This is a genomic window from Falsiruegeria litorea R37, from assembly GCF_900172225.1.
GTDB lineage: Bacteria > Pseudomonadota > Alphaproteobacteria > Rhodobacterales > Rhodobacteraceae > Falsiruegeria > Falsiruegeria litorea.
Genome location: NZ_FWFO01000001.1, coordinates 2759301 through 2775968, shown reverse-complemented (window position 1 = coordinate 2775968; position 16668 = coordinate 2759301). Strand labels below are relative to the sequence as shown.

Here is a 16668-nt window from a genome sequence, read left to right as displayed (position 1 = left end):
AACGGTCAGCCTGACCCAAGTCCCCCTCAAGGCCGGAGAGATTTCATGCCGATTGATGCACTGTTGTTCGACAAGGACGGCACCCTGTTCGATTTTGCTGCCACATGGGAGGCCTTTGCCCGCGCGTTTCTGCTGCGGGTGACCGGGGATGATCTGGCCCGCGCGACCGAAGTGGGGCAGGCCATCGGATTCGATATGGCGACCAACAGCTATTCCCCCGACAGCATCGTGATTGCGGGTACACCCGGCGAGGTGGCCGAGGTGCTGACGGATTTTTTCCCGGACATGACCCTTGTCGAGCTGATCGACATGATCAACGACGAGGCCGCCCGCGCCCCGCAAGCCGAAGCGGTGCCGCTTGGCGCGTTTCTGGACGATATGCGTGCCAAGGGGCTCAAGCTGGGCGTGGCCACCAATGATGCCGAACGTCCCGCGCGTGCGCATCTGTCATCTGCCGGCGTGCAGGATAAGTTCGATTTCATCGCAGGTTTTGACAGTGGCCATGGTGCAAAGCCCGGGCCAGGTCAGCTGTTGGCCTTTGCCGCCCATGTCGGGGTCGCGCCTGGGTGCGTTGCCATGGTCGGGGACAGCACCCATGACCTGCTTGCAGGCCGCGCGGCCGGGATGACGACGATTGGCGTTTTAACGGGCATGGCCACGGCGGACGATCTGTCGCCGCATGCCGATGTCGTTCTGCCCAACATCGGCCACATTGCAGAGTGGCTTGCACGCTAACCTGCCACCCTTCATCGGCAATTGGCATAGTTTTCGAACAATAACCCTCGGTACGGGCAAGGTTGGCGGGGGAGCTCCCGCCCGTCGGCCAAGCCCCTGTCGGGGCGTAGCCTTCCGTTGGGCCGGGCCTCGCTGCGCTCGGCAGGGATCGCCTGGTCGCGTCCTGTTCCGTTTTGGCGATCTTGCCCGAACGGTACGTCTTTACGGAACCGCGCCGGGCATCGCCCGGCGCCCGGCCCAAGGCCGTTGGCGGGACTGACGCAGTCAGGTCTGCCCGGGCGCGGGAGCCCTCCGAGGTCTTGAGATGGGGCTTTGTCAACAGCGCGGAGGCGCAAAAGCGCACAGGCTTGCTTCAAACGCGACAGGAATTGTCGCAGATAGAGCGGCGCGTCCGTGCCTGCCTGGGGCCTTCTGTCTGTCAAGAAACAGAGGAGAGGTCCAAATGGCTGAGACATCCGGACGTAAACGGCGTGGCGGTGGCCGCGCAGGGGCCGCCGCCCGACGCGGAGGTGCAGTGATCGACCAGATGCCTTGGCGTTTGCCCGTCAACGTGGACCGTCCAACCGAACCCTTGCCGCCCGAAGGCGTCGAAGCCATCCACGAAGGCGCAATGCGCATTCTTGAAGAAATCGGCGTCGCTTTCCTCAACGAAGAGGCACTTGGCATCCTGCGCGAAGCCGGGTGCAAGATTGACGGCGAAATCGTCCGGTTCGACCGTCACTGGATCATGGAGATGATCGGCAAGGCTCCCAGCACCTTCACCATCACCCCGCGCAACCTCGAGCGCGAGTTGACCGTTGGCGGCAATGTCATGCTCTTTGGCAACGTCTCATCCCCGCCCAACTATTGGGACATGGAGATCGGCAAGAAGGTCCCCGGCAATCGCGAGATGTGTCGGAACCTGCTCAAGCTGACGCAGTATTTCAACTGTATCCACTTTGCCGGCGGCTATCCGGTCGAACCTGTCGATATCCACGCCAGCGTGCGCCATCTGGATGTGCTCTATGACAAGCTGACCCTGACCGACAAGGCAATGCACGCTTATTCCTTGGGCAAAGAGCGGGTCGAGGACGTGATGGAGATGGTGCGCATTGCGGGCGGCCTGACCGAGGAAGAATTCCAGGCCAAGCCGCGGATGTATACCAACATCAACTCGACCTCGCCCCTGAAACACGACCACCCAATGATCGACGGCTGTTTGCGTTTGGCCCGGCGCGGGCAGGCGATTGTCGTAACTCCGTTCACTCTGGCCGGGGCCATGGCGCCGGTGACCATGGCGGGTGCGGTGGCGCAATCACTGGCCGAAGCGCTGTGCGCGATCGCCCTGTTCCAATACGTGCGCCCGGGCATCCCTTGCGTGATTGGCACCTTCACCTCGAACGTGGACATGAAATCGGGTGCGCCTGCCTTTGGGACGCCGGAATACATGCGTGCAACGCAGATGACGGGCCAGATGGCGCGGTTCTATGGCCTGCCGATGCGGTCATCCGGCGTTTGCGCCGCCAATGTGCCCGACGGGCAGGCGATGTGGGAGACGTCGAATTCCCTGTGGGCCTCGGTCCAGTCGGGCACGAACATGGTCTATCACGCAGCCGGGTGGCTTGAGGGCGGGCTGATCGCGAGCCCGGAAAAGTTCATCATGGACTGCGAGATTCTGCAGCAGATCCAGCGCTATTTTGAACCCGAAACCTTTGCCACAACGCCCGATGACATTGCGCTCGATGCGATCAAAGCCGTGGGCAACGACGGGCATTTCTTTGGCATCCAACACACGCAAGACCGCTATACCACGGCCTTTTACCAACCCTTCCTGAGCGATTGGAAGAACTACGAAGGCTGGGAGGCGGCAGGCGGCATCTGGACGCCTGAGCGGGCCCATCACATGTTCAAAGAGATCGTCGCCAACTTTGAAGAGCCGCCTATGGACGTCGCAATCCGCGACGAACTGGCCGATTTTGTGGCTCGCCGTAAGGCCGAAGGTGGCGCGCCCACCGACTTTTGATTTGGAATGCTGGCTTATCCCGTGATTTGCCAGCATTTAAACTTGTGCGGAACAATAATCCCTACAAGCCTGCTTCTGTTGGCGCTTTCTTAAGTTTTACCGGGTGAAACTGACCTGGCAATGAACTTGGGGACCCTTGCATGCATGGGCTGATCAATAGGGCTATACAATCCTTTGTCTGTAACACTTACGGGCAATCACGCTGGATTCGGATGACCGAGGCGGCGAACTTGGGGTTTGTCGAGTTCGAAGCCATGCTGATGTATGATGACAGCCTAACCGCCCAAGTCCTTGACGCGATGAGCGCAGAGTTGGGGCGTCCTTTGCCGGAAGTTCTGGAAGATCTGGGAACTTACCTGGTGTCGAACCCGAACACCGAAGCGCTGCGGCGTCTTCTGCGTTTTGGTGGTGTGACCTATGTGGAGTTCCTGCATTCCCTGGATGATCTGCCAGATCGCGCGCGTCTGGCAGTGTCGGATTTGTCTCTGCCGCCGCTTGAGTTGGACGAACACGCGCAGAATGAATTCTCTTTGACCTGCCATCCCTGTCTGCCGGGGTTTGAAAGTGTCATGATCGGAGTTCTGCGCGCTATGGCTGACGACTATGGCGCGTTGGCGATGCTGGAACACAGCGGCTGCAGAGGTGAAAGCAAGGTGATTTCGATCACATTGATCGAGACCTCTTTTGCCGAGGGGCGTAGCTTTGATTTGGGGGCGACAACCAGATGATTTCCCGCGATGACCTTGCCGCCTTGCTCGAGCGGCTGTGTCCGATGTTTGTTCTGCTTGATCAGAGTGGGCATGTACAAAAGGTGGGGCCAACCCTGCAAAAACTGCGTCCCGACCAACCGATGCTGGGGCAGCGGTTTCTTGAATTGTTCGAACTGATGCGACCAAGGTCCATTTCGACGATGCCGGGCTTACTGTCGGTGTCCGGTGCCAAGCTGCATCTGCAGTTCAGAGACGAACCGCGCACGGCGCTCAAAGGGGTGATCGTGCCTTTGCCCAATGATGGCGGTGCGGTGGTCAATCTGTCGTTCGGGATCTCGATTCTGGACGCGGTGCGGGATTATGCGCTGACCAGTGCCGATTTCTCGGGCACGGATCTGGCGATCGAACTGCTCTATCTGGTCGAGGCGAAATCCGCCGCGATGGAAGCATCGCGCACGCTTAACCTGCGTCTGCAAGGCGCCATGATCGCCGCCGAAGAACAGGCTTTTACCGACACGTTGACCGGGCTCAAGAACCGACGTGCGATGGATCATATCCTGGAGCGGTTGACGGTCTCCTCAGCGCGCTTTGCGCTGATGCATTTGGATTTGGATTTTTTCAAGGCGGTCAATGATACGCTTGGCCATGCCGCAGGCGACCATGTCCTGCAGCAGGTTGCCCGCGTCATGGTCGAAGAGACCCGTGGCGACGACACGGTCGCGCGCGTGGGCGGGGACGAGTTTGTTCTTATTTTCAACGGCCTTCAAGACAAAACGCGCCTGGACAGTATCGCGCGCCGATTGATCACTCGTCTGGAAGAACCCATTCCGTTTCAATCCGACATCTGCCGGATTTCAGCCAGCATTGGTACGGTTCAGTCCTCGCAATTCGCCAGCCCCGATCCCGCCGGCATGCTCCATGCTGCCGACCTGGCGCTTTATTCCGCAAAACGGGCAGGGCGGGCGTGTCACCATTTTTATGAATCTGCGATGGCGGACTTGATGGGAAACTCTGCATCGTCCGGAGGCAATCCTGAGCAGAAGGACCTGGCCTAAACACGGCCGTCGAACTTTGCGACATATGCTGCGCGTACCGTTCTGTGCTGCGTGGCTCTGATCTGGTAGATCCAGCGACCAGTGTTGCCGCAAACGGCGAAATCCCGCGTCCTGAAAAGACTTGCGAAACAAGTCACTTGCAGCATTCCGCTTGCACCGCCTAAGCTTGGGGCAAGTACAAGCTGGGGCTGACTGTCCGACTTTCGCCGCATGATCGCGCCAAGTCCGGGCCACGTCGGGATGTGAATGCGTTTTCTTGTTGCCGTCATGGCGGTTCTTCTCATCGGGGTGACGGGGGCGTCGGCCTATCTTCTGTTGCAGTCCTGCGGTCTGCGCCTTCCGTTCAGCGATCGGGTGGTCACCTTCTGCACGTCCGACGAAGTGCTGGCGACCCGTACCGCCCTGAAAGAGGCCGACCAGCAGACCGCAGACCTGAGCGCTGATGTGCTGGGGTTGGAGCGGAAGCTGGCGCTTTTGCAATGCAAGGCTGATCCGCCGCCGCCCCCTCCGCCGCCACCCCCACCGCCGCCGCCGAAGCCGAAAACACCAAGTGGGCTGGCGCCAGGGGCATTTGATGACAATGATATTTCGGTCATGGAAGGGTGCTGGCAGCTGTCCTCGGACTATGCCGTGCGCGAGATCAACACCGGCGCCATCACCCGGTTCCGCTATTGGCGTATCTGTTTCGACAAAAACGGCAACGGGACCGAGATCATGCGCTCGACCAACGGGGTGCGATGTCAGGGCAGGCTGACGGGGCGCATGCCGGGCAACGGACGGCTGACGATGCGCGAGCCGGGCAACCTGCAATGTGACAACAACTCGTCCATTTTCCGCCGCGACATCACCTGCCGCCTCGACAACCGAGGCAACGCGAATTGCAGCACATACCAGCCCGAAACCAACGGACGCAGCAATGCCACGCTGCGCCGGGCAAGGAGGTAACACCATGGCCGATCAGTTCCTGTCCAAGACCAAGGTCACTGCGGGCGATCTGGTGACATCCGGTGACCGTCCGGTGCTTGAGCGGTTCGACGAGTTGCGTGCGCTGCTTACCGACCGTGCCGGCCCCGAGGTGGCAAACCTGTTTGCCGAGCCGCTGCTGAGCCGGGGCAATGACACGGCCACCCCCAGCGTGTCCTGGTACGCGAACACCAAATCTGACCCCGTGCTCCTGTCACAGGTCTCGCCCGGTGAACAGGCGCAGGTCACGGCCTATCTGTCTGATCACCTGCGCCCCTTGCGGGCCTTGGCCGAAGAACCCGCCCATGCCGATCTGGTTTGGGGGGCCTTGTCGACCTATGGTGCCGATGACGTGATGGTGGCGGACGGCCGCCCTGTGATCGTGAACTGGGGGCTGCTGCCGGGTGGTGGTGGCAGTAGTGTTTCGACCCGGATGGCCCATTTCGAGGCCACGTTGGGACGCTACCTGACCGCGCCGACCCGACCGCCGGTCGAGCCCTCGACCACACCTGCACCGGCCTTCACTCCGCAGCCTGCCGAACCTGAGCACCCTCCCGCGCCGCCGCGGCGGATCACGCCTCTGGCTTGGGCTCCTCTACTGGTGTTGCTCCTCCTCTCGGGCGGGGTGTTGTTCTGGTTGCTGCAACCGGGCACGCGTCTGTTTCCCAAGCAGGAGCCGGTGATCACCGAACAGGCCACATTGGACGCGCAGCGTGCCCTGAATGACGAGCTGCGCGCGCGCGCTGACGTGTTGCAGGCGGCCCTGGACGGGGCTGTGTGTCGCGCCGACGGGGTGCTGATCTTGCCAAACGGGCAAACGCCTGAGGGGCTGTTGCCGCCGAAACAGGGCGAGGCGTTCCCGCAAACAGCAGACGCGGCACCTGATGCCCTCTTGCCCAATACCACCGACCGGATCGTGGTGCAGGACCCGGCCAACCCCGAGACGCCCCAAACCCTGTTGCAAACGATCGAGGGGCGCACGGTTCTGGTGCTGGCAGGCACTGCAAATGGGTTGACCGCAGGGTCGGGCTTTGTTGTCGGACCCGGCCTGGTTGTCACCAACCAGCATGTGATCGAAGGTGCAGCCCCCGGCCAATTGGCCGTGGCGGGGCAGGCGGTTGGCGCTCCGATGGCGGCCACGCCGCTCAAGGCGACAGGCCCGTTGGCTGACACAGGGCAGGATTTTGCCCTGCTTCGGGTAGAGGGGTTGAACGCGCCTGCCTTTTCCCTGTTTCAGGGCGATGGGTCGTTGAAGCTCAACAATGTCATCGCAGCTGGGTATCCGGGCGATGTGCTTGAGATTGATGGCGATTTCGCGGCCCTTCAAGCTGGTGAGGCCGGGGCGATCCCCGGCTTGACCGTAACGGACGGCATCGTGAACACCGAACAGAAAATTGGCCCGGAAACCAACGTTTTGATGCATTCAGCCGCGCTCAGCAGTGGCAATTCCGGTGGGCCGCTGGTGGACATGTGCGGGCGCGTGGTTGGGGTCAACAGTTTCGTGCGCAAGGGGCCGTTGCAGAACCGCGGCTATGCTTTGGCCGTGGGCGATCTGCTGGCTTTCCTGCAAGGTACCGACGCAGCTCCGCAGGTCGTCGACAGCCCGTGCCAACCCACTGTGCGCCCCTTCACGGCAGCAGCTGCCCCGAAAGACCCGGCCCCAGCAGATCCGGACAAGGAGTGATCCGCAGATGACCGGCGCGCTTCTTGTCACCACTTCGACGCAGGGCTTGCAGCCCCTGGGTTCGGCCGCGCAGCGCTCGTTCGAGCTGGTGGCGACTACGGTGCGGCAACGGCTTGGGGATGAACATGCGGGGCTCTTTGCCGAGCCGGTGGTGACGGATCATGGCGATCAGATCGATTGGTACGCGCAAACCCACGGCACGCCGCAACGCCTTGCAGACCTGCCACCACCCGAACAAAAGGTCGTGCGCGCCACGTTGGGACGTCTGATTGGCGATATCGTTGCGGGGGCTGAGGCGCTGCGCAACAGCGATGCGCCCGATGACCAAAGGCTGGGAGAGGCCTGGGCCAACGCCGTCGAGATCCCCGCCGACAGCATGATCCATGTGGTCGAGGGCGAGGGCGGCTTGCAACCGGTTCTTGTGCATTGGGCCTGGATCCGGGACGAACAGCATGCGGTGCGTGGCATCCTGACAGCGATGGTTCCGCGTACAGAACCTTTGACACCCCAAACGGCGGATACGCCAGGGCGTTTCAGGGTGCTTTGGTGGTGGCTGATCCTGTTGGGATGGCTGCTTTTGGCTGTCATGCTTGCCCTGATCCTGTGGCTGATGCTGGCGCCTTGCGCGTTGGCGCCTTGGGGGCCGGATCGGTGCCAAGGCGAAGCTTCAGCCTTGTCAGCGGCCTATTCCGAGCAGCAGGTGGCGCAAGAGCGGATCGCGCGGCTGGAACATGAGATTGCCTTGACCGACCGGGCGTGCCGGGCTGAAATCCCGGTTCTACCGGCAACGCCCGCGCCCGAAGCCAAACCCGACACGCAGCCTGAACCCAAACCCGAACAGAAGGGCGCTTTGCCGCCATCGCCGGATGAGACTCTCCGGCGCTTGGCAGGACGGGCTCAGGCGCTCTACACTCGGTTAAACCCATTCTCATCAGCGAATTAAGGGATACGTATGCAAAGCTCTGAACATCTGGCCCGGCTGGTGGATTGGCGGGATGAGATCACCCTGGTGCCCTATTCCGGGGTGCAGATCCTGGACTTTGGTTTTCAGCTCGACACGCTGGAACTCAAAAGCGCGCGGTTTGTTGAACGGGTTGTGGGCGGCGATGACGCGCAAGAGGAATGGGCGCTCTTGCCGCTGAGCGGGGATGAAGAGCGCGATCTGGCGCTGATGGGTGAAGAACGGGCCGATGATGATGCCTATTCGGTGCGGTCTGTCGCGGCTTTGGAGCCGTTCTTGTCGAAATGGGTGCCGGTGCCGGTTCTGCGGATCAAATCGGATCGGGGCGCAGGGGGGGAAGAACGCTTTGATCCCGGCCCGTCAACCTGGGCGCGGATGCGGCTGGTTGAACTAGATGAGCCGGATCGCGACACAGGTCATACACATCGGGTGCAGCTTGCGTTGGACACCACACTCGCAGATGCAGAGCAGGGAATGCAATATCTGGCGCCCGAGCGGGTTGATGCGGAAAAATCACGAGATTTCAAGTTCGTATCTGATCCCGCGCGGATGGATTGGTTCCTGCGGCGGCTGGAGCCTGACGCAGAGGGTACTCTGCTTGATTTGCAAAAATGGGTGTCCGACTGGCTGGATGACCTCTTCATGTCCTACAAACGTGCAGAGCGTCCTGGCCGTCGGATCACGCACGAAACTCTGCCGCACAAGTTCGAACATTGGGCGCGGTATCTTGCTTTCCTACGGTTGGTGGATGCCGCGATTTCAATCCCGCGCCTGCGCCTGACCAACACCGTGTCCAAACGCGAGGGGCTGACACCGGTCGAGGTCGAGCTGGTGCTGGATGTCGGAAACTCGCGCACCTGCGGTATCCTGATCGAGCGGTTTCCAGGCGAAACGCGGCTGGATCTGGCGCGGTCCTTCCCGCTGGAGATCCGCGACCTCAGCCAGCCAGAAAGGATGTATTCGGGCCTGTTCGATAGTCGCGTGGAGTTTTCCGAATTCCGCATGGGCAATGATCGCTTTGCCAGCCGATCAGGACGGCGCAACGCTTTCATCTGGCCCAGCTTTGTGCGCACCGGGCCCGAGGCGCTACGACTGGTGGCGGGCGAAGAGGGGACCGAGACGGCGTCGGGTCTCAGCAGCCCGAAACGCTACCTCTGGGATGATAGCCCGCTGCAACAGGACTGGCGCTTCCATCACCACTCCGACCCCAACAATCTGCCTAAATCCCTGCGTGCGGGGATGCGGTTCCTCAATGAATCCGGTGATGTACTGACACAGGTGGCCGCCGATGAACGCGCCAAGCTGCGTCCCCGCGGCAAGACCAGCACCGCGCAGGCCATCCGTCCGCGGTTCTCTCGCGCGTCGCTCTTTGGTTTCATGCTGGCCGAGATCATTGCCCATGCGCTTGCACAGGTGAACGCGCCAGCCTCGCGGGCCCGGCGACCGCAATCCGAGCTGCCGCGCCGGTTGGATCGGATCATCCTGACGCTCCCCACGGCCACCACCGCGCAGGAACAGGCGATCATTCGGTCCAAGGCCAAAGGCGCGCTGGATCTGGTTTGGTCGCTGATGGGGCTGAACGCAGGCGAAAGCGCCATTTCGCGCCCGCCCGAGCTGATCGTGGACTGGGACGAGGCGAGCTGCACGCAGTTGGTTTATCTGTATTCGGAACTGACGCAAAAGTTCGACGGGCGCATCGACCGCTTTCTGACCCTCAAGGGCACAGCTCGTCCGCAAACACCGGGAGCCGCGCCAGAGCCGTCCCTACGGCTGGGGTGTATCGATATTGGTGGCGGTACGACGGACCTGATGGTTACGACCTATTGGGGCGAAGCGGGGCGCGTTCTGCATCCGCAACAGACCTTCCGCGAAGGGTTCCGGGTGGCGGGGGACGAGCTGCTTCAGCGGGTTATCGCCGCCATCATCCTGCCGGGCCTGCGCCATGCGATCGAAAACGCGGGCGGCCGCTATGCCGAGGAAAAGATCCGAGAGCTCTTCACCGGCGACACTGGGGGCCTTGATCAGCAGAGCATCCAAAAGCGGCGGCAGTTTGCTCTGCGTGTGCTGATGCCGGTCGCTGTCGCGATCCTTGAGGCCTGTGAGACGGCGGATGAGTTCGAGGGGTTGTCGATTGCGATCGCAGACGTGCTGCCCTTTGCCGATCACGCGGTGCCCGAAGCGCTGACCGCCTATCTGGAAGAGGCCGCCGTTGGTCTGGGCGCAGAGGATTTCCGACTGACCGACGTCACTCTGTCCTTCAGTCGCGAAGACGTGGATGCCATCGCGCGCGAGGTGTTCCAAAAGGTGCTCAGCAACCTGGCAGAAGTGATCGCGCATCTGGGCGTGGACGTGGTGCTGTTGACCGGTCGCCCCTCGCGCCTGCCTGCGGTGCGGGCGATCCTGCAGGAAATGATGGTGGTGCCGCCCCATCGCCTGATCCCCATGCACAGCTACAAGACCGGGCGCTGGTATCCGTTCCGCGATCCGGTGACGCAGCGGATTGGCGATCCGAAATCGACCGTGGCCGTGGGGGGCATGCTGATCGCACTCAGCGAGGCGCGCATCCCGAATTTCAAGGTCACGACGCAGGCGTTTCGCATGCAGTCGACCGCGCGATACATTGGCGAGATGGACAGCTCGGGCCAGATCATGTCGGATCGTATCCTGTTTTCGAATGTCGATCTGGACGCGCGCAAATCAGCGCAAGATCTTGAGGCCGAGATCACCATGTACACGCCCGTTTATCTGGGCGCGCGGCAGCTGCCGCTGGAGCGTTGGACAACAACGCCGCTCTACCGGCTTGATTTTGCGTCACAATCGGCGCAATCGCGTGCGCCGCTCAGGGTGACATTCGAGCGGACCGAGTTTGATGAAGACCCCGAGGTCGAAACCTCGGAAACCGTGCTGAGGCGCGAAGCCATGCGCGAGGCGTTTTCCGTGACCGAGGTTGAGGACGCCGAAGGCGACGCAATGAAACCGGCTGAGGTGCAACTGCGGTTGCATACGTTGGGGTTTGAGGATGAATATTGGATCGACACCGGGCTGTTTCGGTTGTGAGGTTGGGCATGAGTAGTCAAGAACAAGACCAACTGGCGATTGCCTGCGCGCAGGTTGCGCAGCTGACCGGCGAGGCGCTGGCGTGGGTTGAAGACCCCGAAAATGCCGATCTGGTGGGGGCCGAGGCGCGTTCGCTGGTGCAGATGATGCGCAAATCTGCCCGCCGGGCACGCAAACTCAGCCGGGCAGCCCAGACCCGCATGTCGGTCAGCGTTTTTGGGCCAAGCCAGGCCGGTAAAAGCTTTCTGGTGTCGGTGCTGGCGCGGCCCGATACGGGGCCTTTGGTGGCCGATTTCCAAGGGGCGGACGGACAACTCGACTACATCCGTGAAATCAACCCCGAAGGGGAGGGCGAGAGCACCGGTCTGGTCACCCGCTTCACGATGGAAAAGGCCGACACGCCCAATGGCGCGCCGGTCAAGCTGACGCTCTTGTCCGAGGCCGACATCATCCGCACAATCGCCAATTCGTTCTTCATGGATGGCGACCGGTCCGAGCCGGTGCCGGAGCCAGCCGAGATCGCCGCGCATCTGGATGCCTTCAAGGCACGTTCCGGGTCTGAGCAACCGGGGCTGAGCTATGATGAGGTCCATGAGATCGGCGAATATATCGAGGCTGCCTTTGGGCGCGAAGCTTACGCCGCTGCTCTGAAACCGCTGTGGGAAGAGGCGGCAGTGATTGCTCCGGGCCTGTCCTTGCCGGATCGGGCAGCGTTCTTTGCGTTGATCTGGGGCGGGCATCAGCCGTTTTCCGACCTCTACATCCGCCTTGCTGGCGCTTTGGGGCAACTGGGCCACGCGGATGAGGCGTTCGCAGGCCTCGACGCGCTGGTGCCGCGCGAAACCTCGATCATTGACGTCAAGACGCTGTCGGGTGTTTCGGACGGCGCGCCGCTGAGCCTGACGGCCAATGGGCGGCAGGTTACACTGCCCCGGTCGGTGGTCTGCGGGTTGGCGGCCGAATTGGTACTGCCGATGCGCGATCTGCCCTCGCAGATGTTTGCCGAAACCGATCTGTTGGATTTCCCCGGCGCGCGCAACCGGTTCGAACAGGATCTGAGCCAAGCGTTTGCAGAGCCTGAGAAAATCCTGCCCGAGCTGCTGTTACGCGGCAAGGTGGCCTATCTCTTTGATCGCTATGTGCAGAACCAGGAAATCACCTCGATGCTGCTGTGCATTCCCGACAGCAACATGGAAACGGTTGATCTGCCGGGGCTGGTTCAAAACTGGATCGCGGCCACCCACGGGGCCTCTGCCGAGCAGCGCGACGGGGGCGAATGCGTCCTGTTCATGGTGCTGACCAAGTTCGACAAACATCTGGGTGACAGCGCGGCCGAGGGCGGGGATGAGACGCGGTTTGAGCGGCGGATGCAGGCGTCGCTGCTGGAAAAATTCGGCAAGGGCAGCGACCCTTGGGTGGCCGAGTGGCAGCCGGAGCGGCCCTTTGACAACTGCTATTGGCTGCGCAACCCGAATTATTATGTCGATGGGCTGATTGACTATGGCGACGCCAAGCAGGAGCTGCAGATCCGTCCGCAAAAGGCGGGCCGCGTGGCTGAACTGCGCGCAGGATGCTTGCAGGCGCCGTCGGTGCAGCGGCATTTCCGCAATCCTGAACAGGCCTGGGATGCGGCGCTGTCGCTCAATGACGGTGGCGTCAGCTATCTGACGCAGGCGCTGCAAGCGGTATGCAAGCCGGACAGCAAGCTGCGCCAGATCACGGCGCAGCTCAGCACCTTGCGGGGTGATCTGGCGCGGGCGATGGCACCGTTTCATGTGTCGGACGATGTGGAACAACGCGTGACCGAAAAGCAGGAGGCCGCCAATCTGGTCATCGACGATCTGGAACAGGCGCTCAACCGGCACCGCTTTGGCGCGCTGATGGCGGCGCTGATGGTCGATCAAGAGGAAATCGAGGGCCGGATTTCCCGCGTCCCCAGCTCGGTGCGCATCACCAGCGCTGTCAGCTCGGCGGCGGCAGAGGCGCCAACCCCGACCCGGCAACGCCCCGGCAGGCAACGTCCGGGACGTCCTGCGACAGACGGCGCGCAGACGGACGTGCGCACCATGACATTGGAGCAGTTTCAGGCTGACACGGCTCTGGAAATCTGGATCGACGCGATGAAGGCGTTCCGAGATGATGTCACCCGGCGCGAGGCTTATGGCTTGGGTCTTGATACCTCTGGCAACCTTGTTGCCGAACTGATCCACGCCGCCCGCCGCACGGGGTTGAGCGCACGGACGGCGGCACAGTTGGAAGAGGTCAATTTTGGGCTGACGGTCGAGAAACAGGCGCAACCGGCGTCCATCCTCGGGGCGGAAGCGATCAACCGATTTATTTCCACGTTGGGTATGACCGAACTGCCGGAAAGCCAACGCCCAAAGGTGCAGACGGCAGACGGGAAAAGCCGCGCAATTTTTGCACCGCAAGCGCCTTCGGACACGGTGGATGATCTGCCCCAGCAGCCCCGCGCCATGGCCGAAGAGATCTGGACCGATTGGGTCTTTGCGATCGAGGCGATGTTTGTGGCCAATGCCAAAGACGGGCTGGGCGGACAGATCAACGTCGATCAGAACCTGCGTCTGGGTCGCATCCTGGCTGATCTGGCGGGGCAGGCGACTTCATGAGCCTTGTGCTGCACCCTGATCCGCAACAGCCCACAGGCGGTTACGGGTTTCTGGAGCTGCCCGGCAGCAGCCTGCCGGACGTGGTCACACTTGCGGTGCAGGATGCTTACTCCGAACGCTGGCTGACCCCGGTTGAAGAGGCGCGCGTCGAGATCGGCAATCCCAATTGGCAGCCGCAGAAGTCCAGCTTTGGCCCCTATGAGGTGCTGCGCCACGACGGGGCGGATTGGGTGCGGATCGGGCCCGAGATCGTCAACAAGCTCGAGGAATACACCCCCCTGATGATAGAGGTGGATGGTCGTGCCTTCAACGTGACTTGGCCCGATACGATTCCGCCACGCGCTGGGCTGGCGGGTTTGGGTGGATTGCAAACCGTGCAACCCAAACCAGCCCCGGCACCAGAGCCCGAGGTGAAGCGGCCGCCGGACCCAACCCCTGTTGAGGTGTTGGAGCCAGACATCGAAACCGAACCCCAAAAACGCAGCCTGCTATGGCTGTGGATCGTTCTGCTTTTGCTTGTTGCGGCTGGAGCCGCCGCGTGGTTCTGGACCCGCGAAGAAAGCATCAGCCTGCCGATCAACACCACGCCCGTATCGAACAACGAAAGCTGCAGCCTGTCGGCACTCAGCGCGCTGCCCGGTTTTGCCACCCAGCTAGAGGCGCTGCGCAGTTGTGGCCGCGATGTCAGCCCGGACACCGCACTAAAGCTGATCGAGGATGCCGCCGAGACAGAGGATCCGCTGGCACTCCGGGTGTTCGGCACGCTCTATGACGGCGATCAGTTGGACCCGCGCATCGAAAACCTGATCGGTCTCAGCTTTGCTGATGATCCGGCGCGTGCGGTCGAATATTATGCCCGCGCGGTTGAAGCTGGGGATACGCAGGCCAAGTCACTCGTCACGGCCACCTGCGACCGGCTCAAGGGTTCGTCGCAGACGTTGGAAAAGGGGGCTTATGATGATTTCTGCCGTTAGGACGATCCTGTCCGCTATCGCACTGGCCCTGTTGCCGCTTACTGCTGCTCCGGTCATGGCGGCCGATGAACGCCCCTTGTTGGTCGAAGGGCGGCAGACGGTCTATCAACGGGTGCTGACCCGACCCGGTGCATTGATGTTTTCGGCCCCTGATGGGGATGTCCTGCGCCAGTACCCGGCGTTTCAGCCGCTCTATGTCTTTGCCTACCAAGGCGATTGGCAGCAGGTCGGCCCGTCCCTGTCGGCAGGTCCGCAGGGTTGGGTGAAATCCGATCAGGTGGTGGTCTGGAAACAGAACATCGTGGCCGCGTTCACCAACGCCGCAGGTCGCGAACGGCAGATCCTGTTCGAGACCGAGGATCAGCTGCGCGCCCTGATGGAACACGAAGCCCTGCGCGCCCAACAAGCCAAGCTGCTGGAGCAGGCCGCAGGTGACAGCCTGCCCGAGGACAGCGGTGTTGTGGCCGTCGAGCCCGAGGAATACGTCAACATCGTCGAACGCCTCTACCTGATGCCGATCCTGGAGTTTGCCCAAGATCTGCACCCGCTGAACTATGAGGACAATCTGCTGATGCAGGTGGCCTCGGTCCCGCTGCAAGAGGGGGGCGTGCAGGCCGGTGCGATTGCCGACAACTTTGATGCGGGCATCGTCTTTGTCTTTGACACCACACAGTCGATGGATCCCTACATCGAACGCACGCAAGAGGCAGTAGAACAGATCATTGACGGTATTCGCGGGACCGAAGTCGGCACGCGGGTGCAATTCGGCGTTGTGGGCTTTCGCGACAACGTCAAGGCCGCGCCGGGTTTGGGCTATCGGACCAAGACGCTGCTGCCGTTGGAACGCCGCCGCGACCAGTCGCAAGTGGTCGCCACGATCCGGGCGGCGACGGATGTGGCCAAGGTGAACTCTCCGGGCTTTAACGAGGACAGCCTGGCCGGGGTCGAGGATGCCGTCGAGCTGACCGACTGGTCGCCCACCGGAAATGACCCCTTTGATGCGCGCATCGTGATCCTGATCACCGACGCAGGCCCCAAGGACCCGCGCGACCCCAATGCACGCTCGGACATCGGCCCGGCCGAGTTGCAGCGCGCCGCACAGGACAAAGGCATCGCGGTGATGACCCTGCATCTGCAGACACCCGCAGGCGGGCAGGGACAACACGCTTGGGCGGCGCAACAGTACAAGGCGCTGTCGCGATTCAATGATGAGACCTATTACTACGGCATCGACAACGGATCGCCGCAGGCGTTTCAGGCCACGGTGACCCGGCTGGTCACGGCGCTGACGGATGTGATCCGGGTGGCGCGTGACGAGCAGCCGGTGCTCGACCCAGCCGAGGCGGGCAAAGTGGTGAACCTTGGTTTGGCGATGCAGTTGGCCTATCTGGGGCGGCTCAAGGACACGCAGGCGCCGGATGTGATCCGCGGCTGGGTGTCGGAAAAAGCGGTCGAAGATCCGACGCGTCTGGCCATCGAGCCACGCCTGCTGGTGACCAAGAACGAAATGGCGACCATGGCCGATCTGCTGTCGCAGTTGTTGGATCTGGGCGAGCAGAGCCGCAATCCCGAAGATGCCGCCACCTTCTTTTCCCAAGTCCGCGATGTGGTGGCACGGATGGCCAAGAATCCTGACCGGCTGATCAGCACGGATGCCGATACGCTTGGCGGGGCGCTCGAGTTCCTCGAAGATCTGCCGTACGAAAGCCAGCTGATGTTGACCACGGAACAGCGTTGGCAACAAAGCGCCATGAACCGTCGCAGCATCTTGGACGGGATGCGGCAAAAGCTGGTGCAATACCGCAAATGGTTGCTTGATCCCACGGTTTGGACCGCGCTGTACGAGGGCGCGCCGGATGGCGAGTATGTCTTTGCCATGCCGTTCGACGTGCTGCCCTAA

At 62.0% G+C, this 16668-nt stretch carries 11 protein-coding genes; all 11 read left to right on the top strand.

Features of this window, described 5'->3' with window-relative positions:
* Positions 1-45: 45 nt before the first annotated feature.
* The 11 genes from TRL7639_RS13480 (at position 46) to TRL7639_RS13430 (ending at position 16668) form a co-directional block, all read left to right on the top strand.
* The gene (locus TRL7639_RS13480; protein WP_085796143.1) at positions 46-735 is read left to right on the top strand and encodes an HAD family hydrolase; all 690 of its coding nucleotides are present in this window, start codon (positions 46-48) and stop codon (positions 733-735) included.
* A 442-nt stretch (positions 736-1177) separates the two neighbouring features.
* On the top strand, positions 1178-2737 hold the full coding sequence (locus tag TRL7639_RS13475; protein ID WP_085796142.1) for a trimethylamine methyltransferase family protein: 1560 nt from the start codon (positions 1178-1180) through the stop codon (positions 2735-2737).
* A gap of 140 nt (positions 2738-2877) precedes the next feature.
* The gene (locus TRL7639_RS13470; protein WP_085796141.1) at positions 2878-3465 is read left to right on the top strand and encodes a heme NO-binding domain-containing protein; all 588 of its coding nucleotides are present in this window, start codon (positions 2878-2880) and stop codon (positions 3463-3465) included.
* Entirely contained in the window at positions 3462-4502 is a 1041-nt protein-coding gene (locus TRL7639_RS13465; protein ID WP_085796140.1) for a GGDEF domain-containing protein, read from the top strand. The genes TRL7639_RS13470 and TRL7639_RS13465 overlap by 4 nt, the downstream gene beginning before the upstream one ends.
* Before the next feature lie 246 nt (positions 4503-4748).
* Positions 4749-5447 carry a hypothetical protein gene (locus TRL7639_RS13460; RefSeq protein ID WP_085796139.1) on the top strand — a complete coding sequence of 233 codons (699 nt, stop codon included), beginning with the start codon at positions 4749-4751 and terminating at the stop codon, positions 5445-5447.
* 4 nt (positions 5448-5451) lie between these two features.
* Entirely contained in the window at positions 5452-7149 is a 1698-nt protein-coding gene (locus TRL7639_RS13455) for a S1C family serine protease (RefSeq protein WP_165759809.1), read from the top strand.
* 7 nt (positions 7150-7156) lie between these two features.
* A complete protein-coding gene (locus TRL7639_RS13450; protein ID WP_085796137.1) occupies positions 7157-8092 on the top strand; it encodes a hypothetical protein in 936 nt (311 codons plus the stop codon).
* Between the two features lie 9 nt (positions 8093-8101).
* Positions 8102-11167, top strand: coding sequence for a virulence factor SrfB (locus TRL7639_RS13445; protein ID WP_085796136.1), 3066 nt, complete (start codon positions 8102-8104; stop codon positions 11165-11167).
* Between the two features lie 8 nt (positions 11168-11175).
* Entirely contained in the window at positions 11176-13794 is a 2619-nt protein-coding gene (locus TRL7639_RS13440) for a virulence factor SrfC family protein (protein ID WP_085796135.1), read from the top strand.
* Complete coding sequence (locus TRL7639_RS13435) at positions 13791-14768, top strand: SEL1-like repeat protein (protein ID WP_085796134.1); 978 nt, start codon at positions 13791-13793, stop codon at positions 14766-14768. The genes TRL7639_RS13440 and TRL7639_RS13435 overlap by 4 nt, the downstream gene beginning before the upstream one ends.
* Entirely contained in the window at positions 14752-16668 is a 1917-nt protein-coding gene (locus tag TRL7639_RS13430) for a vWA domain-containing protein (RefSeq protein ID WP_085796431.1), read from the top strand. The genes TRL7639_RS13435 and TRL7639_RS13430 overlap by 17 nt, the downstream gene beginning before the upstream one ends.

Bases quoted from the DNA above. Each gene is read 5' to 3' on its own strand.
- TRL7639_RS13430 (WP_085796431.1), top strand. From the start codon at position 14,752: ATGATTTCTGCCGTTAGGACGATCCTGTCCGCTATCGCACTGGCCCTG.
- TRL7639_RS13435 (WP_085796134.1), top strand. From the start codon at position 13,791: ATGAGCCTTGTGCTGCACCCTGATCCGCAACAGCCCACAGGCGGTTAC.
- TRL7639_RS13465 (WP_085796140.1), top strand. From the start codon at position 3,462: ATGATTTCCCGCGATGACCTTGCCGCCTTGCTCGAGCGGCTGTGTCCG.
- TRL7639_RS13460 (WP_085796139.1), top strand. From the start codon at position 4,749: ATGCGTTTTCTTGTTGCCGTCATGGCGGTTCTTCTCATCGGGGTGACG.
- TRL7639_RS13440 (WP_085796135.1), top strand. From the start codon at position 11,176: ATGAGTAGTCAAGAACAAGACCAACTGGCGATTGCCTGCGCGCAGGTT.
- TRL7639_RS13450 (WP_085796137.1), top strand. From the start codon at position 7,157: ATGACCGGCGCGCTTCTTGTCACCACTTCGACGCAGGGCTTGCAGCCC.
- TRL7639_RS13455 (WP_165759809.1), top strand. From the start codon at position 5,452: ATGGCCGATCAGTTCCTGTCCAAGACCAAGGTCACTGCGGGCGATCTG.
- TRL7639_RS13470 (WP_085796141.1), top strand. From the start codon at position 2,878: ATGCATGGGCTGATCAATAGGGCTATACAATCCTTTGTCTGTAACACT.
- TRL7639_RS13445 (WP_085796136.1), top strand. From the start codon at position 8,102: ATGCAAAGCTCTGAACATCTGGCCCGGCTGGTGGATTGGCGGGATGAG.
- TRL7639_RS13475 (WP_085796142.1), top strand. From the start codon at position 1,178: ATGGCTGAGACATCCGGACGTAAACGGCGTGGCGGTGGCCGCGCAGGG.
- TRL7639_RS13480 (WP_085796143.1), top strand. From the start codon at position 46: ATGCCGATTGATGCACTGTTGTTCGACAAGGACGGCACCCTGTTCGAT.